The organism is Streptomyces tritici, assembly GCF_048500665.1.
Taxonomy (GTDB): domain Bacteria; phylum Actinomycetota; class Actinomycetes; order Streptomycetales; family Streptomycetaceae; genus Streptomyces; species Streptomyces tritici.
The window spans coordinates 4,622,944-4,646,498 of sequence record NZ_CP183183.1 but is presented as its reverse complement, the minus strand read 5'-3'; the positions used below and the strand labels follow the sequence as shown (position 1 = coordinate 4,646,498).

Here is a 23,555-nt window from a genome sequence, read left to right as displayed (position 1 = left end):
CTCCAGTATTTCGCAGGCGTAGACCATCGGCAGCACCCGGAGGCCCTTCCGCCGCGCGGGTCTACGTGCGTAGCGTCACTACTGACATGTCCACACCACGGCATGTCGACGATCCCCCCATCGAGCCTTTCGGAGGCACGCAATGCCCGTGCACAGATCCGGAAAGTCCCGAACCCTCGCCGGCCGGCCCGCGGTGCTCACCGCGGTGCTGGCGGCGCTGGCCCTCCTCCTGACCCTGCCCGGCGCGGCGAGCGCCGCCCAGGTGCCCGAGCGCGGCACCGCGTACATGGGCATGGGCGTCCCGAAGCACGACGGCCGCGACGGCAGGCCCGGCGGCCCCTCGGTCATGGTCACCCAGGCCGAGGGCGTCGACGTCTCCAGCCACCAGGGCAACGTGGCCTGGACGACCCTGTGGAACAGCGGGGTCCGCTGGGCCTACGTCAAGGCGACGGAGGGCACGTACTACAAGAACACGTACTTCACGCAGCAGTACAACGGCTCCTACAACGTCGGCATGATCCGCGGCTCGTACCACTTCGCCACCCCCGACACGGCGTCGGGCGCGGCGCAGGCGGACTACTTCGTGAACAACGGCGGCGGCTGGTCGCGGGACGGCAGGACGCTGCCGGGCGCGCTGGACATGGAGTGGAACCCGTACGGCGCGACCTGCTACGGCAAGACGCAGTCCGGGATGGTCGCGTGGATCCGCGACTTCGTGAACCGGTACAAGTACCGGACCGGGCGCGACCCGGTGATCTACACGGCGACCAGCTGGTGGAAGCAGTGCACCGGCAACTACGGCGGCTTCGCGACGACGAACCCGCTGTGGATCGCGCGGTACGCCTCGACGGTCGGCGAACTCCCGGCCGGCTGGACGTACTACACGATGTGGCAGTACACCTCGACCGGCCCGACGGTCGGCGACCACAACCACTTCAACGGCGACATCACGCGCGTGCGGGCGCTGGCCTACGGCTGATCCCCGGCACGGCGACCGACTGAGGACGGCCCTCCGGGCGTGCGGCGGCACGCCCGGAGGGCCGTCCGGCCGTTCCGCCGCGCCTCTTGCCGATTGGTATGGACCAATGCGAAGCTCGGACGTGGAGCGGGCCCAACTCCCCTGGGGCTTCCGCTTGTTCGCGCACTCGTCCCGTCCTCCCCCACGTACGAGAGAGAGCCCCGCATGCCCTCCCCCATGCCGTCCGCGCCGTCCTCCCCCATGCCGCCGTCCTCCGGCCGCACGGCCCGTCGCCGCACCGCCGCCCTGGCCGGGGCCGCCGCCCTGTCCGCCGCCGTGCTCGTCCCGCTGCTGCCCGCGACGGCGAGCGCGCACGGCGCGGTGTTCAACCCCGTGAGCCGGATCGCCGCCTGCTACGCGGAGGGCCCGGAGACCCCGAGGTCCCAGGTCTGCAAGGACCTGGTGGCCGACTCGGGGACCCAGCCGCTGTACGACTGGAACGAGGTCAACCTCGCGGACGTGGACGGCCGGCACCAGGCGGTCGTCCCGGACGGGAAGCTCTGCTCGGCCGGCCGCGACAAGTACCGCGCCCTGGACTGGGCCCGCACCGACTGGCCCGCGACGGCGGTCGCGGCGGGCTCCTTCACCTTCAAGTTCCGCGCGACGGCCCCGCACTCGGGCACGATGACGCTCTACGTCACGAAGCAGGGTTTCGACCCGACGCAGCCCCTGAAGTGGTCCGACCTGGACACCACCCCGGTCGCCACGTACAGCACCACCCGCACGGCGACGGACGGCCATTACACGTTCACCGGCACCCTCCCCGCCCGCACGGGCCGCCACATCGTGTACCAGATCTGGCAGCGCAACGACTCCCCCGAGGCGTTCTACAGCTGCTCCGACGTCACCTTCGGCGGCGCCACCACGGCCACGGCCCCCACGGAGGCGAAGCTCGCGGCCGGCGCCGACCGCTCCACCGTCAGCCACGCCGGCCACGGCGGCGACGAACACCCACCGGCCCTCTCCGCCGGCACCACTCCTGCCTCCCCCCTCCTCCCCACCCTCGCCGCGACCGCCGCCCTCACCGCCTTCGCCACCCTCACCCTCCTCCTGCCCCGCCGCCGCAGGACGTCCTGACCGGCGGCGGACACGCCGGTGGGGCGCTCTCCCGAAGGAGAGCGCCCCACCGCTTACGGGGTCGTCACGCCGCCACGCCCACGGGAACCTCGGCCGGGGCGAGGGCCAGGTCGAGGACCTGGCGGACGTCGGTGACCGGGTGGACGTCGAGCTTCTCGAGGATCTCGGCCGGGACGTCGTCCAGGTCGGCCTCGTTGCGCTTGGGGATCACGACGGTCGTGATGCCCGCGCGGTGGGCGGCCAGGAGCTTCTGCTTCAGGCCGCCGATGGGCAGCACGCGGCCGGTCAGGGAGACCTCGCCGGTCATGGCCACGTCCGTGCGGACCAGGCGGCCCGACAGGAGCGAGGCCAGGGCCGTCGTCATCGTGATGCCGGCGCTCGGACCGTCCTTCGGGACCGCGCCCGCCGGGAAGTGGATGTGCACGCCGCGGTCCTTCAGACCGGTGACGGGCAGCTCCAGCTCCGCGCCGTGCGAGCGGAGGAAGGACAGCGCGATCTGCGCGGACTCCTTCATCACGTCGCCCAGCTGCCCCGTCAGGGTCAGGCCCGCCGCGCCCGTCTCCGGGTCGGCCAGCGACGCCTCGACGAACAGGACGTCGCCGCCCGCCCCCGTGACCGCGAGGCCGGTCGCCACGCCGGGCACCGAGGTACGGCGCTCCGCCGGGTCCTGGGCGGACTCCGGGATGTGGTGCGGGCGTCCGATCAGGGCGCGGAGGTCGTCCGGCCCCACCGTGAACGGCAGCTCGCGCTCGCCGAGTTCGTGCTGCGCCGCCACCTTCCGCAGCAGCCGCGCGATCGAGCGCTCCAGATTGCGGACGCCCGCCTCCCGCGTGTACTCGCCGGCCAGCTTCCGCAGCGACGCGTCCTCAAGGACCACCTCGCCCGGCTCCAGACCCGCGCGCTCCAGCTGCCTCGGCAGCAGGTGGTCGCGGGCGATGACGACCTTCTCGTCCTCGGTGTAGCCGTCCAGCCGCACCAGCTCCATGCGGTCGAGCAGCGCCTCCGGGATGGCCTCCAGGACGTTCGCCGTGGCCAGGAAGACCACGTCGGAGAGGTCGAGTTCGACCTCCAGGTAGTGGTCGCGGAAGGTGTGGTTCTGCGCCGGGTCCAGGACTTCGAGCAGCGCCGCGGCCGGGTCGCCGCGGAAGTCGGAGCCGACCTTGTCGATCTCGTCGAGCAGGACCACCGGGTTCATGGACCCCGCCTCCTTGATCGCCCGCACGATCCGGCCGGGCAGCGCGCCGACGTACGTACGGCGGTGGCCGCGGATCTCCGCCTCGTCCCGTACGCCGCCGAGGGCGACGCGGACGAACTTGCGGCCCATCGCGTGCGCGACGGACTCGCCCAGCGAGGTCTTGCCCACGCCGGGCGGGCCGACCAGCGCCAGCACCGCGCCGCCGCGGCGGCCGCCGACCACGCCGAGTCCGCGCTCCGCGCGCCGCTTGCGCACGGCCAGGTACTCGGTGATGCGCTCCTTCACGTCCTCCAGGCCCGCGTGCTCGGCGTCGAGCACGGCCTTCGCGCCCTGGATGTCGTACTGGTCCTCGGTGCGCTCGTTCCACGGCAGTTCCAGGACGGTGTCCAGCCAGGTGCGGATCCAGGAGCCCTCCGGGGACTGGTCGCTGGACCGCTCCAGCTTCTCGACCTCCTTGAGCGCGGCCTCCCGCACCTTCTCCGGCAGGTCCGCGGCCTCCACACGGGCCCGGTAGTCGTCGGACTCGTCGCCCTCGGACTCGCCGTTGAGCTCGCGCAGTTCCTTGCGGACGGCCTCCAGCTGACGGCGGAGCAGGAACTCGCGCTGCTGCTTGTCGACGCCCTCCTGGACGTCCTTGGCGATGGTCTCGGCCACGTCCTGCTCGGCCAGGTGCTCGCGCAGCTGCGCGGTGGCGAGCTTCAGCCGGGCGACCGGGTCGGCGGTCTCCAGGAGCTCGACCTTCTGCTCCAGGGTGAGGAAGGGCGAGTAGCCGGAGTTGTCGGCGAGCGCGGAGACCCCGTCGATCTGCTGGACGCGGTCCACGACCTGCCAGGCGCCGCGCTTCTTCAGCCAGCTGGTGGCGAGGGCCTTGTACTCCTTGACCAGCTCGGTGACCGCGCCGGGCAGCGGGTCGGGGACCTGCTCCTCGACGACGGAGCCCTCGACCCACAGGGCGCCCCCGGGGCCGGTGGTGCCCGCGCCGATGCGGACCCGGCCGCGGCCGCGGATCAGCGCGCCGGGGTCGCCGTCGGACAGGCGTCCCACCTGCTCGACCGTGCCGAGCACGCCGGTCGCGGCGTACGCGCCGTCGATGCGGGGCACGAGCAGCACCTGCGGCTTGCGCCCGCCCGCCGTGCGCGCGGCGGCCTGGGCCGCTTCCACGGCGGCGCGCACGTCCGGGTCCGACAGGTCCAGGGGCACGACCATCCCGGGCAGCACGACCTCGTCGTCGAGCGGCAGCACAGGCAGAGTGAGCGGTGTGGACGTCGAAGCCATGATCTTCCCTCCGGCATTCAAGTTGAGTTATGCCGACTCAATGCTTGTGAGCGGGGGATTGTTCCCCGGTTCGTGTTCGCTGTGAGCGATGCCACACGGGGCGCGCCCGGCGCGCGGGCCGCGACCCGTGCGCCCTCCGTGCGACCGGCGGCTTCGGGGAGATGCCATGGAAGGCAACCTTCCGGCGGCTCGGCGCGTTCCCTCCCCGTGACGACCGGGTCGCCGACCGCCCCCGCTCCCCCCGCACCCGAAAGAAGCGAAGCCGCCGTGCCCGAGTCCTTCCGCCTGCTCCGCGCCGATCCGCGGCACATGCCCGGCCACTGGATCGCCGCCTACGCCCGGGGAGAGCTCTCCCCCGAGCTGCTCGCGCACGCCGAGGCGCATCTCGACGCGTGCCGCGCCTGCGCCGACGCGGTCGGCCTGGCCGTACGCCGCGGCCCGCACGGCCCGTGCCTCGCGGCGTTGCACGACGCCCTGTTGGAGCGCATCGGCTGCGCGCGGGAGGGGGACGAGAAGGGACCGGGAAGGCTCGGCGCCTGAGGCGCCGCGGGTTTGGCCCCGGCCGCCCCCGCCGAGCAGGATGGCCGGGCGACCCCGTATCCGAGAGATCCGAGAGACCGTCACCGGAGGGACCATGTCCAGCCCCGTCACCCTCGACCGGCGCGAGGGACCGTACGGAGAAGTCGTGCTGCGCCGGCGCGACGAGCACTTCGAGATCATCGCCAACGGCACGTTCCTGATGGACACGTCCGACGGCCGCTCCGAACGCCTGCTCGTGGACGCCGCGTTCGACGCCCTGCCCGCCGGCCGCCCCGCCCCCTCCGTCCTGATCGGCGGGCTCGGCGTGGGATTCTCCCTCGCACACGCCGCCGCGGACCCCCGCTGGGGCCGGATCGTGGTCGTCGAGCGCGAGGCGGCCATCATCGAGTGGCACCGAGGCGGCCCGCTCGCCCCGCTCTCCGCCGCGGCGCTGGCCGATCCGCGCAGCGAGGTGCTGCACACCGATCTGGTCGCTCACCTGCACTCGAGCACCGAGACGTACGACGCGCTCTGCCTCGACATCGACAACGGGCCGGACTGGACGGTCACCGAGGACAACGGAAGTCTTTACTCTCCGGCCGGACTTGACGCCTGCAAGGCCCGACTGAAACCGGGCGGCGTGCTCGCGGTGTGGTCCGCGCAGCCGTCCCCCGCTTTCGAGAAGTCGTTGCGGAATGCCGGATTCAGCGGGGTAAGAACCGAAGAGATCCGCGTTGCCCGAGGCGTTCCCGACGTGGTGCACCTCGGCGTACGACCTGCGTAGCCGGGACGCGCCGACTGCCTTTACGCTGCTGACCGACAACGTACGGATCACTGCCGCAAACGAACCGGCGGCACGAACGACAGCACACGCGGCAACGCGACAGGGGCGGGCGATGGAGCAGACGAACACCACTCACAACGGTGCGGCGGCCACCCCCGGTGCGCAGCGTCGGGTACTCGTGGTCGAGGACGACGCGACGATTCTGGACGCGGTCTCGGCGCGGCTGCGCGCCGAGGGCTTCCTCGTGCAGACCGCGACGGACGGCCCGGCCGCGGTGGACGCGGCCGAGGCGTGGCAGCCGGACCTGATGGTCCTGGACGTGATGCTGCCCGGCTTCGACGGCCTGGAGGTGTGCCGCCGGGTCCAGGCCCAGCGGCCGGTCCCGGTCCTGATGCTCACGGCCCGGGACGACGAGACGGACATGCTGGTCGGCCTCGGCGTGGGCGCCGACGACTACATGACGAAGCCTTTCTCCATGCGGGAGCTGGCCGCCCGGGTGCACGTGCTGCTGCGCCGGGTGGAGCGGGCCGCGCTGGCGGCGGTGACCCCGCGCAGCGGCATCCTGCGGCTCGGCGAGCTGGAGATCGACCACGCGCAGCGCCGGGTGCGCGTGAAGGCGGAGGACGTGCACCTGACGCCGACCGAGTTCGACCTGCTGGTCTGCCTGGCGAACACGCCGCGCGCGGTGCTCTCCCGCGAGCAGCTGCTCGCCGAGGTCTGGGACTGGGCGGACGCCTCGGGCACCCGCACCGTCGACAGCCACATCAAGGCGCTGCGCCGGAAGATCGGCGCCGAGCGCATCCGTACCGTGCACGGCGTCGGCTACGCGCTGGAGACCCCGGCGTCATGACCCGGCCGGGCCGCCCCGCCGCGCGCCGCCGGCGCCGGATCGTGATCTCGATCAAGACGAAACTGGGCGCCCTGGTCGTCGGGGCGGTCCTGCTCACCTCCGGCCTGGCGCTGGTGGCCATCCGGACGTCCACCGAGTTCCGCTACATCACGATCTTCGCGATGATCGCGACGCTGCTGATCACGCAGTTCGTGGCGCACGGGCTGACGGCCCCGCTGGACGAGATGACGACGGTGGCCGGCTCGATCTCGCGCGGCGACTTCAGCCGCCGGGTGCAGGGCGCGGACCGGCGCGACGAGCTGGGCGGCCTGGCCCGGCGCATCAACCGCATGGCGGACGACCTGGAGGCCGAGGACCAGCACCGCAAGGAGCTGGTGGCCAACGTCTCGCACGAGCTGCGCACGCCCATCGCGGCGCTGCGGGCCGTCCTGGAGAACGTGGTCGACGGGGTCTCGGAGGCGGATCCGGAGACCATGCGCACCGCCCTGAAGCAGACCGAGCGGCTCGGCCGGCTGGTGGAGACGCTGCTCGACCTGTCACGGCTCGACAACGGTGTCGTCACGCTGCGGGCACGCCGCTTCGAGGTGTGGCCGTACCTGTCGGGCGTGCTGCGGGAGGCGAACCTCGCCGCCTCGCAGCGCGGCCTGGACTCCACGTCCGGGCTGCACAACCGCACCGACGTCCATCTCCACCTGGACGTCTCCCCGCCGGAGCTCACCGCGCACGCGGACGCCGAGCGGCTGCACCAGGTGATGGCGAACCTGATCGACAACGCCGTCAAGCACTCCCCGCCGCACGGCCGGGTCACCGTACGGGCCCGGCGCGGCCCGTACCCGGACTCGCTGGAGCTGGAGGTCGAGGACGAGGGCCCGGGCATCCCCGAGCAGGAGCGGCACAAGGTCTTCGAGCGGTTCAACCGGGGCGCGGCGGCCGGCCAGGGCGGCAAGGGCAGCGACGGCGGCACGGGCCTGGGCCTGGCGATCGCACGCTGGGCGGTGGATCTGCACGGCGGCCGCATCGGCGTGGCCGAATCTTCACGCGGCTGCCGCATACGCGTCACCCTGCCGGGCAGCCTTCCGGCGTGATGTTGACCGCGAGATTGACGTAGGGTCGAACCGGAAGCGCGCGTTCTGCGTGGATGCGTGTGGATGCTCCTGCACCACCCAGAGCAGGAGCTGCACTGTACGTGGCCAGGTGATGGCCACAGTGTGAGCAGGGCTGCGAACCGGACGGGGCCGCGGCCGCGGTTCTTCGTACCCTCACAGAGGCGAAACCACGGTTGTTTCCCGCCATTCACAGCGCCGAAACACCTCGTCAAGTGTGACTTGCGCGACGTTGGAGTGCCCGGCCTGCACCTCCCGGCCGGGGAGGCGTAGCCTTTATTTCCGCTGTCCATCACCTTGTGAAGCGGAAGAGGGCGGTTACCGCCGTGTCGTCTCAGTCCCCCAGTACCCCGAGTACCTCCACCGACCAAGACGGGCAGGGTCAGAACCCTGCGACCGCCTTCGGCGCCAATGAGTGGCTCGTCGACGAGATCTACCAGCAGTACCTCCAGGACCCGAATTCGGTCGATCGTGCCTGGTGGGACTTCTTCGCCGACTACAAGCCCGGCTCGACGGAGGCTTCCGCCGCCGCGCCGCAGGTGAGCCCCGCACAGGCCGCACCTGCCGCCCCGGCCGCCCCCGCCGCCGCCCCGGCCCCGGCTGCCCCGCCGGCCGCCGCTCCGGCGCCCGCGAAGGCCGCCCCGGCCACCGCCGCCGACGGCCCGGAGCTGATCACGCTCCGCGGTCCGGCCGCCGCCGTCGCGAAGAACATGAACGCCTCGCTGGAGATGCCGACGGCCACGTCCGTCCGCGCCGTCCCGGTGAAGCTGCTCTTCGACAACCGGATCGTCATCAACAACCACCTGAAGCGCGCCCGGGGCGGGAAGATCTCCTTCACCCACCTCATCGGCTACGCGATGGTGCAGGCCATCAAGGCCATGCCGTCGATGAACTGGTCGTACGCGGAGAAGGACGGCAAGCCGACCCTGGTCAAGCCGGACCACGTGAACTTCGGTCTGGCCATCGACCTGGTGAAGCCCAACGGCGACCGTCAGCTCGTCGTCGCCGGCATCAAGAAGGCCGAGACGCTGAACTTCTTCGAGTTCTGGCAGGCCTACGAGGACATCGTCAAGCGCGCCCGCGTCGGCAAGCTGACGATGGAGGACTTCTCCGGCGTCACGGTCTCCCTGACCAACCCCGGCGGCCTCGGCACCGTCCACTCCGTGCCGCGTCTGATGCCCGGACAGTCGGTCATCATGGGCGTCGGCTCGATGGACTACCCGGCCGAGTTCCAGGGCACCAGCCAGGACACCCTCAACAAGCTCGGCATCTCGAAGGTCATGACGCTCACGTCGACCTACGACCACCGGGTCATCCAGGGCGCCGCCTCCGGCGAGTTCCTGCGCATCGTCGCGAACCTGCTCCTCGGCGAGGACGGCTTCTACGACGAGATCTTCAAGTCGCTGCGGATCCCCTACGAGCCGGTCCGCTGGCTCAAGGACATCGACGCCTCGCACGACGACGACGTCACGAAGGCCGCCCGCGTCTTCGAGCTGATCCACTCCTACCGGGTCCGCGGCCACGTCATGGCCGACACCGACCCGCTGGAGTACCGCCAGCGCAAGCACCCCGACCTGGACATCACCGAGCACGGCCTCACCCTGTGGGACCTGGAGCGCGAGTTCGCGGTCGGCGGCTTCGCCGGCAAGTCGATGATGAAGCTCCGCGACATCCTCGGCGTGCTGCGCGACTCGTACTGCCGCACCACCGGCGTCGAGTTCATGCACATCCAGGACCCGAAGCAGCGCAAGTGGATCCAGGACCGCGTCGAGCGCGCGCACTCCAAGCCGGAGCGCGAGGAGCAGCTGCGGATCCTGCGCCGGCTGAACGCGGCCGAGGCGTTCGAGACCTTCCTGCAGACCAAGTACGTCGGCCAGAAGCGGTTCTCGCTGGAGGGCGGCGAGTCCGTCATCCCGCTGCTCGACGCGGTGCTCGACTCCGCCGCCGAGGCCCGCCTCGACGAGGTCGTCATCGGCATGGCCCACCGCGGCCGGCTGAACGTGCTCGCCAACATCGTCGGCAAGTCGTACGCGCAGATCTTCCGCGAGTTCGAGGGCAACCTCGACCCGAAGTCGATGCACGGCTCCGGCGACGTGAAGTACCACCTGGGCGCCGAGGGCGTGTTCACCGGCCTCGACGGCGAGCAGATCAAGGTGTCGCTGGTCGCCAACCCCTCGCACCTGGAGGCGGTCGACCCGGTCCTGGAGGGTGTCGTCCGCGCCAAGCAGGACGTCATCAACAAGGGCGGCACGGACTTCACCGTCCTGCCGGTCGCCCTGCACGGCGACGCGGCCTTCGCGGGCCAGGGCGTCGTGGCCGAGACGCTGAACATGTCGCAGCTGCGCGGCTACCGCACCGGCGGCACGGTCCACATCGTCATCAACAACCAGGTCGGCTTCACCGCCGCGCCGGAGTCCTCGCGCTCCTCGATGTACGCCACGGACGTGGCCCGCATGATCGAGGCGCCGATCTTCCACGTGAACGGCGACGACCCGGAGGCCGTGGTCCGCGTCGCGCGGCTGGCCTTCGAGTTCCGCCAGGCGTTCAACAAGGACGTCGTGATCGACCTCATCTGCTACCGCCGCCGCGGTCACAACGAGGGCGACAACCCGCAGTTCACCAACCCGCAGATGTACAACCTGATCGACAAGAAGCGTTCGGTGCGCAAGCTGTACACCGAGTCGCTGATCGGTCGCGGCGACATCACGCTGGAAGAGGCGGAGCAGGCGCTCCAGGACTTCCAGGGCCAGCTGGAGAAGGTCTTCGCGGAGGTCCGCGAGGCCACCTCGGCGCCGGCCCCGGTGCACGTCCCGGACACGCAGGCCGAGTTCCCGGTGGCCGTGAACACCGCGGTCTCCCAGGAGGTCGTGAAGCGGATCGCCGAGTCGCAGGTCAACATCCCCGAGCGGATCACCGTCCACCCGCGTCTGATGCCGCAGCTGCAGCGCCGCTCGGCCTCGATCGACGACGGCACGATCGACTGGGGCATGGGCGAGACCCTCGCCATCGGCTCGCTGCTGATGGAGGGCACCACGGTCCGCCTGGCCGGCCAGGACTCGCGCCGCGGCACCTTCGGCCAGCGCCACGCGGTGCTCGTCGACCAGGAGACCGGCGAGGACTACACCCCGCTGCTGTACCTGACGGAGGACCAGGCCCGGTACAACGTCTACGACTCGCTGCTCAGCGAGTACGCGGCGATGGGCTTCGAGTACGGCTACTCGCTGGCCCGTCCGGACGCGCTGGTCATCTGGGAGGCCCAGTTCGGTGACTTCGTCAACGGCGCGCAGACCGTCGTCGACGAGTTCATCTCCTCGGCCGAGCAGAAGTGGGGCCAGACCTCCGGCGTCACGCTGCTGCTGCCGCACGGCTACGAGGGCCAGGGCCCGGACCACTCGTCCGCCCGCCCGGAGCGCTTCCTGCAGATGTGCGCTCAGGACAACATGACGGTCGCGATGCCGACCCTGCCGTCGAACTACTTCCACCTGCTGCGCTGGCAGGTGCACAACCCGCACCACAAGCCGCTGATCGTCTTCACCCCGAAGTCGATGCTGCGTCTGAAGGCCGCGGCGTCGAAGGCGGAGGAGTTCACCACCGGCGGCTTCCGTCCGGTGATCGGCGACGCGTCGGTGAACCCGGCGGACGTCCGCAAGGTCGTCTTCTGCGCGGGCAAGGTCTACTACGACCTGGAGGCCGAGCGGCAGAAGCGCGGCATCACGGACACGGCGATCATCCGCGTGGAGCGCCTGTACCCGCTGCCGGGCAAGGAGCTGCAGGCCGAGATCGCCAAGTACCCGAACGCGGCGAAGTACATCTGGGCGCAGGAGGAGCCGGCGAACCAGGGTGCGTGGCCGTTCATCGCGCTCAACCTGATCGACCACCTGGACCTGGCGGTCGGCGCGGACCTGCCCCCGGCGGAGCGGCTGCGGCGCATCTCGCGTCCGCATTCCTCCTCCCCGGCGGTCGGCTCGGCCAAGCGTCACCAGGCGGAGCAGCAGCAGCTGGTCAACGAGGTCTTCGAGGCGTAGCCCGGAGGCTCTGCGGCCAGGTCCGGAGGCCCGGTGCCCCTATCGGGGGCGCCGGGCCTCCGGCCTATCCTGGACGCATGTACTTCACTGACCGTGGCATCGAGGAGCTGGAGAAGCGGCGTGGCGAGGAGGAGGTCACCTTCGAGTGGCTCGCCGAGCAGCTGCGGACGTTCGTCGATCTGAACCCCGATTTCGAGGTGCCGGTGGAGCGGCTGGCCACGTGGCTGGCGCGGCTGGACGACGAGGACGACGACGACGCGTAGGCGTCATCCCGTCTCGGCCCTGAGGCGCTCGTAGGCCAGGCCCAGGAGGCCGTCGGCGATCAGCAGGAGTCCGGCCGCGGTCCAGCCGCCGCTGCGGCGGGCGATGCCCCAGGCGGTGAGCGGCAGTCCGGCCGTGACGAGGCCGGCGGCGAGCGCGCGGGCCCGGGGCCCGTGGGGCAGGTACGGGCCGAGGGGGCCGCGCTCGACGACGTCGAGCTCGGTGCGCAGCGCCTCGCCCCAGCCGGACCAGGCGATCTCCTCCGCCCCGAGGGCCTCGGCGGCGGCGCGCAGGGTATCGGCGGGCTCGCCCGGGTCGAGCCCCGGCGGCAGGGCGAGGCCGGTGCGGGCGAGGACCGCGGTGAGGCCGACGAGCCGGGCGCGGGCGTCGGCGTCCGGGTCGGGCACGGTGAGGGGTTCCAGGGCCTGGACGTCGAGCACGGGGTCGAGGCCGAGGCGGTCGGCGAAGGTGCGCATGGCCTCGTCCTCGCCGGCCGGGGTGCCGTCGGCGAGCCAGATGTATCCGACGGGCCGGCGGAAGCCGGAGGCGAGCGTGAAGCCGGCGCGGTCGGCGTCCCACCAGAGGCCGAGGACGGGCCAGGTCGCGCCGACGGCGAGCGCGGCGGCCCAGCCGTTGACGACCCGGTCGACCGGTTCCGAGCCGTCCTGCCAGGGCTTCCCCTCGGGCACGAGCACGCTCCAGTCCGTGCCGGCCGGGGCGAGCAGCAGCTGCTCGCGCAGGAGCTGGGCGGGGGCGCGTACCGCGGGCGGGGCGGCGCGGCAGAGCAGAAGGGCGTTCACGTACGCCACGCTAGGTCAATTTGTCGCGGTATGCGGGAGAAGGAGCTGCGCGCGTGCCGCCGCGCCCTTGACGCGAGCATCACGCGATATATCGTGCTTACCAGAACGGCGATACGCGATATGTTGCGTCGCGTCGCCCGGCCGATACGTGACACGGGAGGTCAACACGATGACAGAGCGGTCCGTCGCCGAGCCCGGAGCACTCACGCTGACCGAACCCGTCCGGCACCTGCGCGTCCGCATCGTCCACGGCGCGGTGAACGTCGTGGGGACGGAGGAGTCGGCCACGCGCGTGGAGGTCGCGGAGCTGGAGGGCCCGCCGCTGGTCCTGACGCAGGAGGGCGGCACGCTGACGATCGGCTACGACGACCTGAACTGGAAGGGTCTGCTGAAGTGGCTGGACCCGAAGGGCCCGCGGCGCCGGGCCGTGGTCTCGGTCGCGGTGCCCGCGGGCGCGGACGTGGAGGTGGCGACGGTCTCCGCGGAGGCGGTGGTCTCCGGCATCCGCGGCGGCACGGACGTGCGCGGCGTCTCCGGCGACACGACGCTCGTGGGGCTCTCGGGGCCCGTGCGGGCGGAGAGCGTCTCCGGCGGACTGGAGGCGCAGTCGGTGACGGGGGCGCTGCGGGCGCACTCGATCTCGGGCGATGTGACGCTGGTCGAGGGCGCGGGCGCCTCGGTGAAGGCGGAGACGGTGAGCGGGGCCCTGGTCATCGACCTGGACCCGCGCCTGATGGACGGCCCGCCCGCGGACATCCGGCTCACCAGCGTCTCCGGCGAGGTGGCGATCCGGCTCGCGGACCCGGCGGACACGACGGTCGAGGCGAACACGACGGGCGGCTCGCTCTCCAGCGCCTTCGAGGATCTGCGGGTCGGCGGCCAGTGGGGCTCGAAGAGCCTCACCGGCACGCTCGGCGCGGGACGCGGCTCGCTGAAGGCCACGACGGTGTCCGGTTCGATCGCGCTGCTGCGCCGTCCGGACGGAACTCCTCACGACAAGGTGGTGCGCTGACATGCCCCCCGTCTTCGCCCACGGCCGGCTGCGGCTGTACCTGCTGAAGCTCCTCGACGAGGCGCCGCGTCACGGCTACGAGGTGATCCGGCTCCTGGAGGAGCGCTTCCAGGGCCTGTACGCGCCCTCGGCGGGCACGGTCTACCCCCGGCTGGCCAAGCTGGAGGCCGAGGGCCTGGTCACGCACGCCTCGGAGGGCGGCCGGAAGGTGTACTCGATCACCGAGGCGGGCCGCGCGGAACTGGCCGCCCGGGTCGCCGAACTCGCCGACCTGGAGCAGGAGATCCGCGACTCGGTCTCCGAACTCGCCGCGGAGATACGCGCCGACGTGCGGGGCGCGGCCGGCCGGCTGCGCAGCGAGATGCGCGCGGCGGCGGGGGCGCAGTCCCGCCGTGCCCGGGCGGAGGCGCAGTCGGCCCGGCAGCAGGCCCGGGACTTCCAGCGCATCGCGAAGCAGGTCCAGGACCAGGTGCAGTCCCACTTCGCCGCGGGCGACTGGCCGACGGGCGTCCGCGAGGGCCTGACCGAGCTCAGCACGCATCTCTCCGGCCTCCTGAACGCCCCGGGCACCCCCTGGGCGGCCCCGCAGGACGACGAGCCGGCGCGCGGCCAGGCGGCGGGCCCGAAGCCGGCCGGGCCTTCCGCGGCCCCGGCGTCGGCACCGGCGCCCGCCCCCGCCTGGACGCCCGACGTCGCCGAGACCGGGGACCCCGCGCGGGACCTGGAGCGGCTGCTCGACCGGTTCCGGGACGACGTACGGGACGCCGCGCGGGACCACGGGGTGGACGCCGGGCAGCTGGCCGAGGCGAAGGGCCATCTGTCCGCCGCGGCCGGGCAGTTGCTCGGGCTGCTGCGCCGGTCAGGCTGAGCGCGCGGAGACCGCGTCGTCCACCGCCGCGTACGTCACGCCGTGGTCGGCCAGGGCCTCGGCCACGACTCCTCCGGTCGTGGTGAGCGCCAGGAGGAGGTGCTCGTCGCCGATCTCCCGGTCCTTCCGGGCCAGCGCCACCCGGAGGGACTTCTCCAGGACGGTCCTGGCCTCCTTCGTGAAGGACCGCCGGCCCGACCACCAGCCGGAGTCCCTGCGGTCGCCCGCCAGTGCGCCGGCGCCGTGGGTCTCCTCGACCCGCGCCACGATCGCCCCGACGTCGATGCCGAGGTCCGCCAGGGCCTCGGCGTCCGCGCGGGACAGTCCGGCCCGCCGCCGGGCGTCGGCGAGCGCGGCCAGCAGGGAGTCGCGGCGGTCCGGCGGACAGAGCATGCCCAGGACCGCCGCCGCCCGCGTGCCCTCCCCGTCCAGCAGGGCCAGCAGCAGGTGCTCCTCGGTGACGACCGCCGCGCCGTCCCTCTCCGCGCGTTCGGCCGCGCCCTTGACCACGGCGCGTGCGGCCTTCGTGAACCGTTCGAACATCACTGCCTCCCGTACTTCTTGTGGACGGCCTGGCGGCTGACGCCCAGTTCGGCCGCGATCTCCTGCCACGACCAGCCCTGGTTGCGCGCGCTGCGCACCTGGACGGCCTCCAGCTGTTCCAGCAGTCGCCGCAGCGCGGAGACGGCCCGCAGTCCGACCCGGGGGTCGCGGTCGCCCGCCCGCGCGGCGAGCTCGGTCGCATCGCTCATGTTGTCAACCTACGTTGACACCCCGCGTTCGTCAACCCTGGTTGACACTTCAGCCGTGCCGCACCGGCTCCACCGTCACCTTCACCGCCGCCCCCGGCACCGCGTGCACCGTCACCCTCCGCGCCTGGCCGGCCGGCACGTTCTCCGTCCGCGTCCAGGCCCGCCCCTCGACCCGCACCCGCCAGCCCGTGGCGCTCGGCGGCAGCGACAGCTCCGTCGCAGCGCCGCCACGCCGCGCCGCCGTGTACTCCAGCCGGTACACGCCCGCCCCCGCGTCGTACGCCGAAGTGCGCACCGTGCCCGCGACCGCCTCCGCGTACGGCTGTGCCGTCCGCTCCTTGTTCGTACGGAACCTGCCCTCGCCGTCCACCGCGCAGTACCCGCCGCCGTAGCACCAGACGTAGCCCGCCCAGCCCGAGCCGTACCGCCCGAGCGAGGCCATCGCGTCCTCGTAGAAACGGCCCATGTTCGGCAGGGAGTTGTTGAGCGGACCCCACTCGCCGACCACCACCGGCACCCGGTGCTCCTTCGGGTACACGGTGACCGCGGCCTCGTACGCCTCGATCCAGCCGGCCGCGGGGTCGTAGTCCGCGCCCGCCTCCATCGCCGTGTTGTAGAAGTGCGGCGCGTAGACCACCTTCGGGTCGTCGATCCGGCGGAGCCCCGTCGGCACCCCTTCGCCCACGATCGGGGTGGGCTCGACGAACACCCAGGAGTCGCGGTCGACCGTGCGCACCGCGTCCGCGAGCCGGTCGTACATCGGGGTCAGCTGCTCCCGCTCGATGCGCCGGGCCGCCGTCGGCAGGTCCTCGCCCTCACGCAGCTCCCCCATGGGCTCGTTGATCAGGTCGTACCCGAGCACCGCCGGGTGGTCCCCGAACCGCGCGGCGAGCACCCGCCACATGTCGGCCTGCGCGCGGCGCAGGTCCGCGTCCGCGTACAGGTGCGTGAACGCCCGCTGCACCGCGGGCTCGAAGTACTCGGAGAACCAGTCGTCCGGGTGCGGGGTGAACGGCAGGCCGTCCGTGCGCGTGGCCCACTCCGGCACGCCCCGGTGCCCGAACGCGGGCCCGAAGACGTCCTGGTGGGCGTCGATCAGGACATGGACGTCGTGCTTCTCCGCCCAGTCCAGGATCCGCTCGATCTTCGCCAGGTACGCCCGGCTGTACTGGCCGCGCCGCGGCTCCAGGTCGTCCCAGAAGACCAGCAGCCGGGCGAAGTTGAAGCCGCGGGCCCGCATGTCGCGGAAGTGCTTCTCGGTGATCGCGGAGAGCGCCTGCTCGCCGCGGTGGGCCTTGTCCTCGACGTTCCAGCCGCGCAGGGTCAGCACCCGGCCGCGGTCGTCGGTCAGGGCGGGTATCGCGCCTCCGCTGTCCGCGCGCGCGGCCGCGGGGACGGCCGCGGGAGCGAGCAGCGCGGCGACGGCGGCAGCGGCGGCGAGCGTGGTGCGCAACAGCATGGGGACCTCCGGCACGACGACGGGTACGCAGTGCCGGAGATCCCATCAGCAGTTCTGACGGTCCATCAAGAGTCTGTCAGGAGGTGGTGAGAACGATCTTCCCGAAGAGCTCGCCGGAGGCCATCTTCTCGAAGCCCTCCCGCGCCCGGTCCAGCGGCAGCACCTCGTCGATCACCGGCCGCAGGCCCGTCGTCGCGCAGAACGACAGCAGGTCCTCCAGCTCGTCCTTCGAGCCCATCGTCGAGCCGACGACCTTCAGCTCCAGGAAGAAGATCCGCGTCAGCTCGGCGTGCGAGGGCCGGTCGCCGCTGGTCGCGCCGGAGATCACCAGCGTGCCGCCGGGGCGCAGCGACTTGACCGAGTGCGACCAGGTGGCCGCGCCGACCGTCTCGATGACCGCGTCCACCCGCTGCGGCAGACGCGCGCCCGGCTCGAACGCCTCGACGGCGCCCAGCTCGATCGCCCGCTTGCGCTTCGCCTCGTCACGGCTGGTGGCGTACACCCGCAGGCCGGCGGCCCTGCCGAGGGCGATCGCGGCGGTGGCGACGCCGCCGCCCGCGCCCTGGACGAGGATCGAGTCGCCGGGCCGGACGCCCGCGTTGGTGAAGAGCATCCGGTACGCGGTGAGCCAGGCCGTCGGCAGGCAGGCGGCCTCCTCGAAGGACAGCTCCTTCGGCTTCGGCAGCACGTTCCAGCGCGGCACGGTCACCCGCTCGGCGAAGGTGCCCTGGTAGTGCTCGGTGAGGATGGAGCGCGGCTCGTCGGGTCCGACGCCGTGACCCGACTGGCCGATGACGGAGTGCAGCACGACCTCGTTGCCGTCCTCGTCGACGCCCGCGGCGTCGCAGCCGAGGATCATCGGCAGCTTCTCCTCGGGCAGCCCCACCCCGCGCAGCGACCACAGGTCGTGGTGGTTGAGGGAGGCGGCCTTGACGGTGACGGTGGTCCAGCCGGGACGCACCTCGGGTTCCGGGCGTTCGCCCAGCTCAAGGCCGTTCAACGGCTGATCGCGGTCGATTCGGGCGGCATAGGCAGCGAACATGGCCCGAGCCTAGGGCGGCCCGGGTGCGCGACGGAACCGCGGAGCGGTGTGAGACACGCCCTCTGGCGCCCGGCGGCGGGACCGTACCCGCAGCCGTACCCGCCGTCGTACGCGGAGGCCCTGGGGACGCCGAAGGCCCCGACCTTCGCAGATCGGGGCCCTCGTGGCAGGCGGCCGGGTCAGCGGCGGGCGACGCCCTCCGCGCGCGCGGCGGCGGCGACCGCGGCGGCGACGGCCGGGGCGACCCGCTCGTCGAACGGCGACGGGATCACGCAGTCGGCGGACAGCTGGTCGCCGACCACGTCCGCGATCGCGTTCGCCGCGGCGATCTTCATGCCCTCGGTGATCCGGGAGGCCCGGACCTGGAGGGCGCCCGCGAAGATGCCGGGGAAGGCGAGCACGTTGTTGATCTGGTTCGGGTAGTCCGAACGGCCGGTCGCGACGACCGCGGCGTACTTGTGCGCCACGTCCGGGTGGACCTCGGGGTTCGGGTTGGCCATGGCGAAGACGAAGGCGTTCGGCGCCATGGACGCGACCGCGGCCTCGGGGACCGTACCGCCGGAGACGCCGATGAAGACGTCCGCGCCGGCCAGGGCGGTCTCCAGGGATCCGACGAGGCCCGCCTTGTTGGTGAGCTCGGCGATCTCGCGCTTGACGTCCGTGAGGTCCTCGCGGTCCGCGCTGACGATGCCCTTGCGGTCCGCGACGGCGACGTCGCCGATGCCGGCCTCCAGCAGGAACTTGGCGATGGCCACGCCCGCCGCGCCGGCGCCGGAGATGACCGCGCGCAGGTCGCCCAGGGTGCGGCCGGTCAGCTTCGCCGCGTTGCGCAGGGCCGCGAGGGTGACGATCGCGGTGCCGTGCTGGTCGTCGTGGAAGACGGGGATGTCGAGGCGCTCCTGCAGCTTGCGCTCGATCTCGAAGCAGCGCGGCGCCGAGATGTCCTCCAGGTTCACCCCGCCGAAGGAGGGGGCGAGCCGCGCGACGGTCTCGACGATCTCGTCGGCGTCGGTGGTCGCGAGCGCGATCGGCACCGCGTCGACGCCGCCGAACTGCTTGAACAGGATCGCCTTGCCCTCCATCACGGGGAGCGAGGCCTCCGGGCCGATGTCGCCGAGTCCGAGCACCGCCGTACCGTCCGTCACGACGGCCACGACCTGGGACTTCCAGGTGTAGTCGTTGACGAGCTCCGGCTGCTCGGCGATAGCGCTGCACACCTTGGCGACACCAGGCGTGTACGCGAGGGACAGGTCGTCCTTGTCGCGCAGGGGCACGGTGGCCTGGATGGCCATCTTGCCGCCGCGGTGCAGGGCGAAGGCCGGATCGAAGGGCTCCTCCTGAGTCCCTTCGCTCTCCGTGCCGCTCGCGCTGCGAGGGTTGACGATCTCCGCTGCCATTGGGTTGACCCCTTAAGTCTTCTTCATTTGAGGGTGGCCACTCCTGGTTGAGGAGGGGTGGGCGGGTCCCGCGGCCGCCGTGTCTGGCAGCCGCGCGGGCGCGCCGCACAACGCGCCCTGAGCCCCGGATGAGGGGTGTAAGGATCCTTCTTACCGGACGAACCGCACCGCAGACGAGTCCATTCCGGCTCCGTGACGGGGCTCATAGAGGCGCGACAGCGTCACTCGGAGAGCCGACTGGTCACCGAATGTCCGGACAGGTGCCTGAGCAAACCGAATTACGCACTTCGGCGCGTCCGAATGGCGAGATCAACCGGAGATTTTCCGGCCGTATGGAGCAATCCCCGGAGAAGATCCGGCCCGGATGTACCGGCCTGTCGGGGTTCGGGGGTCACCCGTTATCCGATTTTGACATCCGCGCCCCCCTGAATCGGGCAGTCCGAATGGCAAGATGCGGTAATCACACGAGGTCGCGACACCCGAAGGTGCGTGCGCGGCCTAGGCAACTCCCGAACACGCCGGAGGAACCCGACCATGACCGCAAGCACCACGCGCTGTACGACCGCCGCCAAGTCCCGGACGTCCCGGATCGCCGCGGTCGCCGCCATCGCGGTCGCCGGCTCCATGCTGCTGACCGCCTGCGGCGACCAGACCGAGGGCGGCTCGACCCCCGGCGGCAAGGAGTCCGCCGCGGGCTCGTCCGCGCCGCTGTTCTCCAAGCTGCCCGCCAAGATCCAGAAGGCCGGCGTCATCAAGGTCGGTACGGACGCCACGTACGCGCCGATGGAGTTCAAGAAGGGCGAGGAGATCGTCGGTGTCGACCCCGACATCGCGGCCGCCCTGTCCAAGCAGCTCGGGGTGAAGTTCCAGTTCGAGAGCGGCACCTTCGACACCCTCCTGACCGCCCTGCCGACCGGTCGCACCGACATCGTCATGTCGTCGATGACCGACACCAAGGCCCGCCAGGAGGGTCTGGACGACAAGGGCAAGAAGACCGGCACGGGTGTCGACTTCGTCGACTACTTCACCGCCTCCACCGGCATCCTGGTGAAGAAGGGCAACCCGGAGAACATCAAGTCGCTCGACGACCTGTGCGGCAAGAAGCTCGCCGTGCAGCGCGGCACCACGTACGAGCAGGCCGCCAAGGACCAGGCCGAGAAGTGCAAGAAGGACGGCAAGCCGGCCCTGACCTTCGAGTCCTTCCCGACCGACGCCGAGGCCCAGACCCGTGTGAAGGCGGGCGGTGCCGTCGCCGACCTGAACGACTCCCCGGTCGCCGCGTACATCGCGCAGACCGCGGGCGGCGGCAACGACTTCGAGGCCATCGCCAACAAGTCCGACGCCGGCTTCTTCGGCATCGCCGTCGACAAGAAGAACACCCAGCTGCGCGACGCGCTGAAGGAAGCCCTGGACGCGATCATCAAGGACGGCACCTACAAGGCCGCGCTCGACAAGTGGAACGCCGGTTCCGGCGCCATTCCCGCGGCCAAGATCAACGGCGGCTCCTGACACCTCCCCAGCGCCACTGAAGGGCAGTCGTTGTGACTGACAAGCTCGACAAGGTCCCCGGCGGGGCGTCGCCCGCGCCGTCGGGGCTCCCCCCGGAGGCCATCAAGGCCATTCCGGTCCGCCACTACGGACGCTGGATCGCCGGCGTCCTGGTGGTCGCCCTCCTCGCTCTCCTGGGCTACGCCTTCTCGCAGGGCAACGTCCGCTGGGCGACCGTGCCGGAGAAGCTGTTCGACTCCAGCATCCTCACGGGCCTCTGGCACACCATCCTCATCAGCGTCCTGTCGATGGCGCTGGGACTGGCGCTCGGCGTGCTGTTCGCCGTCATGCGCCTGTCGAAGAACCCGGTGACCAGCTCGGTCGCCTGGCTCTACATCTGGATCTTCCGCGGCACGCCGGTGTACGTGCAGCTGCTGATCTGGTTCAACCTCGCCCTGATCTTCCCGATCTTCAACATCGGGTTCTACAAGGACGAGATGACGGACGTCATGACCCCGTTCCTGGCCGCCCTGCTGGGCCTCGGCCTGAACGAGGGCGCCTACATGGCGGAGATCGTCCGCGCCGGCATCCAGTCGGTCGACGAGGGCCAGACCGAGGCCTCGCACGCCCTCGGCATGACCCAGTCGCAGACGATGCGCCGGGTCGTGCTCCCCCAGTCGATGCGGGTGATCATCCCGCCGACCGGGAACGAGTTCATCAACATGCTGAAGACCTCGTCGCTGGTCGTCGCCGTGCAGTATCAGGACCTGCTGCGCAGCGCCCAGGACATCGCCTCGACCTCGTTCGCGGTGATGGAGATGTTCTTCGTCGCGTCGATCTGGTACCTGGTGCTCACCTCGGTGTTCAGCGTCGGCCAGTACTACCTGGAGCGGCGTTACGCGCGCGGTGCGCTGCGTTCCCTGCCGCCCACGCCGTGGCAGAAGGTCAAGGCGAACCTGGCGCGATTCTCCAACCGTGAGGCGGTGACCCGATGACCCCCATGGTGAAGGCCGAGGGCGTCCACAAGTCCTACGGCCCCGCGCACATCCTCAAGGGCATCGACCTCGAGGTGAACAACGGCGAGGTGTTCTGCCTGATCGGCCCGTCCGGCTCCGGCAAGTCCACCTTCCTGCGGTGCATCAACCACCTGGAGAAGATCAACGCCGGCCGGCTCTGGGTCGACGGCGAGCTGGTGGGCTACCGCCAGAAGGGCGACAAGCTCTACGAGCTGAAGGACAGCGAGGTCGCGGCGCAGCGCCGGGACATCGGCATGGTCTTCCAGCGCTTCAACCTGTTCCCGCACATGACGGCGCTCGAGAACGTCATGGAGGCGCCGGTCCAGGTCAAGGGCGAGACGAAGGCCGTGGCCCGGGAGCGGGCGGCTCGGCTGCTCGACCGGGTGGGCCTCGGCGACAAGGCCGGGAACTTCCCCTCGCAGCTCTCCGGCGGCCAGCAGCAGCGCGTCGCCATCGCCCGTGCTCTGGCGATGGAGCCGAAGCTGATGCTGTTCGACGAGCCGACCTCGGCCCTCGACCCGGAGCTGGTCGGTGACGTCCTGGACGTCATGCGGGACCTGGCCGAGTCGGGCATGACGATGGTCGTCGTCACGCACGAGATGGGCTTCGCCCGCGAGGTCGGCGACTCGCTGGTCTTCATGGACGGCGGCGTGGTGGTCGAGTCCGGCCACCCGCGCGAGGTCCTGACGAACCCGCAGCACGACCGGACGAAGGCGTTCCTGTCGAAGGTGCTGTAGGCACACGGCTGAAAGGGGCGGTACGGGTCCTCCGCGACCCGTACCGCCCCTTCGCGCGTCCCGCGCTACTTCACCGCCAGCAGCAGCGTGTCCGAGGGCGAGCACCACACCGGGCGGGCCTCGGCGAAGCCGGCGGCGCGGAGGGTGTCGGCGTGCCAGCGGGGCGAGGGCATGTCGCCGTCGGCGTGTTCGCCGTAGATCTCGAAGCGGCGGGCGGTGGGCTCGGCGAGCACCGGGTCCTTGGCGGCGAGCGCCCACCAGTCGGCCCAGTCGAGGACCCCGGCGGCCTTCTCACGGTCCATGCGGGCGTGCCGCTGGGCGCGCTCGGCGGCGTTGATGCGCGGGGTGGACTCGTCGATCATGTGGTCGGCGTTCATGAAGACGCCGCCCTCGCGGACGAGCCCGGCGAGCTGCCCGTACAGGGCGGTGAGCGGCTCGGTGTGCAGCCAGTGCAGGGCGGTGGCGGTGAGCACGGCGTCGTACGTGTCGTGCGGCAGCGCCTCGGTCCAGGCCGGGTCCTTGAGGTCGGCGGTCACGAACGTGACCCGCCGGTCGCCGTCGAAGGAGCCGCGGGCGATGGCGAGGAGCGCGGGGTCGAGGTCGACACCGACGCTGGTCGCCTCCGGGAACCTCCGCAGCAGCCGGTTCGTGATACTTCCCGTACCGCACGCGAGGTCGAGGACCCGGGGCTTCGGCCCCACCACGGCCTCGACCATGTCCAGCATCACCCGGAACCGCTCCTCGCGGTCGGGCATGTACCACTCCTGCTGGCGGTCCCAGCTGTCCTGCCAGGCCTGCCAGTCGGTACCGGCCACGGCTGCGTCCGTCATGACTCTGCTCCCTCGGACCTCGACGATTTCGTAATACCCTCGAAGGG

Annotated in this window: 21 protein-coding genes; 13 read left to right on the top strand and 8 right to left on the bottom strand. The window is 71.6% G+C overall.

Annotated features, from left to right (window positions below; genetic code table 11):
• The first annotated feature begins 142 nt into the window (after positions 1-142).
• Positions 143-979, top strand: a complete 837-nt coding sequence (locus tag ACNJ93_RS21745; RefSeq protein ID WP_418959092.1) for a lysozyme — start codon at positions 143-145, stop codon at positions 977-979.
• 240 nt (positions 980-1,219) lie between these two features.
• Entirely contained in the window at positions 1,220-2,095 is an 876-nt protein-coding gene (locus tag ACNJ93_RS21740) for a lytic polysaccharide monooxygenase auxiliary activity family 9 protein (protein WP_418961485.1), read from the top strand.
• Positions 2,096-2,159: 64 nt separating this feature from the next.
• On the opposite strand, the gene lon is transcribed toward ACNJ93_RS21740, so the two are convergent.
• Positions 2,160-4,565 carry an endopeptidase La gene (gene lon, locus ACNJ93_RS21735; protein WP_418959091.1) on the bottom strand — a complete coding sequence of 802 codons (2,406 nt, stop codon included), beginning with the start codon at positions 4,563-4,565 and terminating at the stop codon, positions 2,160-2,162.
• Between the two features lie 267 nt (positions 4,566-4,832).
• On the opposite strand from lon, the gene ACNJ93_RS21730 reads away from it, so the two are divergent.
• The 6 genes from ACNJ93_RS21730 (at position 4,833) to ACNJ93_RS21705 (ending at position 12,109) form a co-directional block, all read left to right on the top strand.
• On the top strand, positions 4,833-5,105 hold the full coding sequence (locus ACNJ93_RS21730) for a zf-HC2 domain-containing protein (RefSeq protein ID WP_418959090.1): 273 nt from the start codon (positions 4,833-4,835) through the stop codon (positions 5,103-5,105).
• A gap of 94 nt (positions 5,106-5,199) precedes the next feature.
• Positions 5,200-5,868, top strand: a complete 669-nt coding sequence (locus tag ACNJ93_RS21725) for a spermidine synthase (protein WP_418959089.1) — start codon at positions 5,200-5,202, stop codon at positions 5,866-5,868.
• 112 nt (positions 5,869-5,980) lie between these two features.
• Positions 5,981-6,718: a response regulator transcription factor gene (locus ACNJ93_RS21720; protein WP_418959088.1), complete on the top strand. Its 738-nt coding sequence runs from the start codon at positions 5,981-5,983 to the stop codon at positions 6,716-6,718.
• Positions 6,715-7,803, top strand: a complete 1,089-nt coding sequence (locus ACNJ93_RS21715) for a HAMP domain-containing sensor histidine kinase (protein ID WP_418959087.1) — start codon at positions 6,715-6,717, stop codon at positions 7,801-7,803. Before ACNJ93_RS21720 ends, ACNJ93_RS21715 begins: the two co-directional genes overlap by 4 nt.
• A gap of 344 nt (positions 7,804-8,147) precedes the next feature.
• Positions 8,148-11,846 (top strand): multifunctional oxoglutarate decarboxylase/oxoglutarate dehydrogenase thiamine pyrophosphate-binding subunit/dihydrolipoyllysine-residue succinyltransferase subunit, encoded by a 3,699-nt coding sequence (locus tag ACNJ93_RS21710; protein WP_418959086.1) that lies wholly within the window; start codon positions 8,148-8,150, stop codon positions 11,844-11,846.
• Positions 11,847-11,923: 77 nt separating this feature from the next.
• The gene (locus ACNJ93_RS21705; RefSeq protein ID WP_043224942.1) at positions 11,924-12,109 is read left to right on the top strand and encodes a DUF6104 family protein; all 186 of its coding nucleotides are present in this window, start codon (positions 11,924-11,926) and stop codon (positions 12,107-12,109) included.
• A gap of 3 nt (positions 12,110-12,112) precedes the next feature.
• Here ACNJ93_RS21705 and ACNJ93_RS21700 read toward each other — a convergent pair whose 3' ends face one another.
• Positions 12,113-12,907 carry a hypothetical protein gene (locus tag ACNJ93_RS21700; protein WP_418959085.1) on the bottom strand — a complete coding sequence of 265 codons (795 nt, stop codon included), beginning with the start codon at positions 12,905-12,907 and terminating at the stop codon, positions 12,113-12,115.
• Between the two features lie 169 nt (positions 12,908-13,076).
• Here ACNJ93_RS21700 and ACNJ93_RS21695 point away from each other — a divergent pair, with 169 nt between their 5' ends.
• Together ACNJ93_RS21695 and ACNJ93_RS21690 are read left to right on the top strand one after the other, a co-directional pair.
• Entirely contained in the window at positions 13,077-13,919 is an 843-nt protein-coding gene (locus ACNJ93_RS21695; protein WP_418959084.1) for a DUF4097 family beta strand repeat-containing protein, read from the top strand.
• A 1-nt stretch (position 13,920) separates the two neighbouring features.
• Positions 13,921-14,787 (top strand): helix-turn-helix transcriptional regulator, encoded by an 867-nt coding sequence (locus ACNJ93_RS21690; protein WP_418959083.1) that lies wholly within the window; start codon positions 13,921-13,923, stop codon positions 14,785-14,787.
• Here ACNJ93_RS21690 and ACNJ93_RS21685 read toward each other — a convergent pair.
• From ACNJ93_RS21685 to ACNJ93_RS21665, 5 genes are all read right to left on the bottom strand, one after another.
• Positions 14,779-15,330, bottom strand: a complete 552-nt coding sequence (locus ACNJ93_RS21685) for a Clp protease N-terminal domain-containing protein (RefSeq protein ID WP_418959082.1) — start codon at positions 15,328-15,330, stop codon at positions 14,779-14,781. The two genes, ACNJ93_RS21690 and ACNJ93_RS21685, sit on opposite strands and share 9 nt — an antisense overlap.
• Positions 15,330-15,539 (bottom strand): helix-turn-helix domain-containing protein, encoded by a 210-nt coding sequence (locus ACNJ93_RS21680; RefSeq protein ID WP_393643210.1) that lies wholly within the window; start codon positions 15,537-15,539, stop codon positions 15,330-15,332. The genes ACNJ93_RS21685 and ACNJ93_RS21680 overlap by 1 nt, the downstream gene beginning before the upstream one ends.
• Positions 15,540-15,588: 49 nt before the next feature.
• A complete protein-coding gene (locus ACNJ93_RS21675; protein ID WP_418959081.1) occupies positions 15,589-16,998 on the bottom strand; it encodes a cellulase family glycosylhydrolase in 1,410 nt (469 codons plus the stop codon).
• A 76-nt stretch (positions 16,999-17,074) separates the two neighbouring features.
• Positions 17,075-18,040 (bottom strand): zinc-binding dehydrogenase, encoded by a 966-nt coding sequence (locus tag ACNJ93_RS21670; RefSeq protein WP_418959080.1) that lies wholly within the window; start codon positions 18,038-18,040, stop codon positions 17,075-17,077.
• Positions 18,041-18,219: 179 nt separating this feature from the next.
• On the bottom strand, positions 18,220-19,437 hold the full coding sequence (locus ACNJ93_RS21665; RefSeq protein WP_418959079.1) for an NAD(P)-dependent malic enzyme: 1,218 nt from the start codon (positions 19,435-19,437) through the stop codon (positions 18,220-18,222).
• 534 nt (positions 19,438-19,971) lie between these two features.
• Between ACNJ93_RS21665 and ACNJ93_RS21660 the strand changes: the two genes are divergently transcribed.
• From ACNJ93_RS21660 to ACNJ93_RS21650, 3 genes are read left to right on the top strand one after another with little or no spacing between them, the layout of a single operon-like run.
• On the top strand, positions 19,972-20,946 hold the full coding sequence (locus ACNJ93_RS21660; RefSeq protein WP_418959078.1) for an ABC transporter substrate-binding protein: 975 nt from the start codon (positions 19,972-19,974) through the stop codon (positions 20,944-20,946).
• A 32-nt stretch (positions 20,947-20,978) separates the two neighbouring features.
• Positions 20,979-21,920: an amino acid ABC transporter permease gene (locus tag ACNJ93_RS21655; RefSeq protein ID WP_418959077.1), complete on the top strand. Its 942-nt coding sequence runs from the start codon at positions 20,979-20,981 to the stop codon at positions 21,918-21,920.
• Positions 21,917-22,678, top strand: coding sequence for an amino acid ABC transporter ATP-binding protein (locus tag ACNJ93_RS21650; protein WP_418959076.1), 762 nt, complete (start codon positions 21,917-21,919; stop codon positions 22,676-22,678). The genes ACNJ93_RS21655 and ACNJ93_RS21650 overlap by 4 nt, the downstream gene beginning before the upstream one ends.
• 65 nt (positions 22,679-22,743) lie before the next feature.
• Here the strand turns inward: ACNJ93_RS21650 and ACNJ93_RS21645 are convergent, their stop codons facing one another.
• Complete coding sequence (locus tag ACNJ93_RS21645) at positions 22,744-23,508, bottom strand: class I SAM-dependent methyltransferase (RefSeq protein ID WP_418959075.1); 765 nt, start codon at positions 23,506-23,508, stop codon at positions 22,744-22,746.
• Positions 23,509-23,555: the final 47 nt, after the last annotated feature.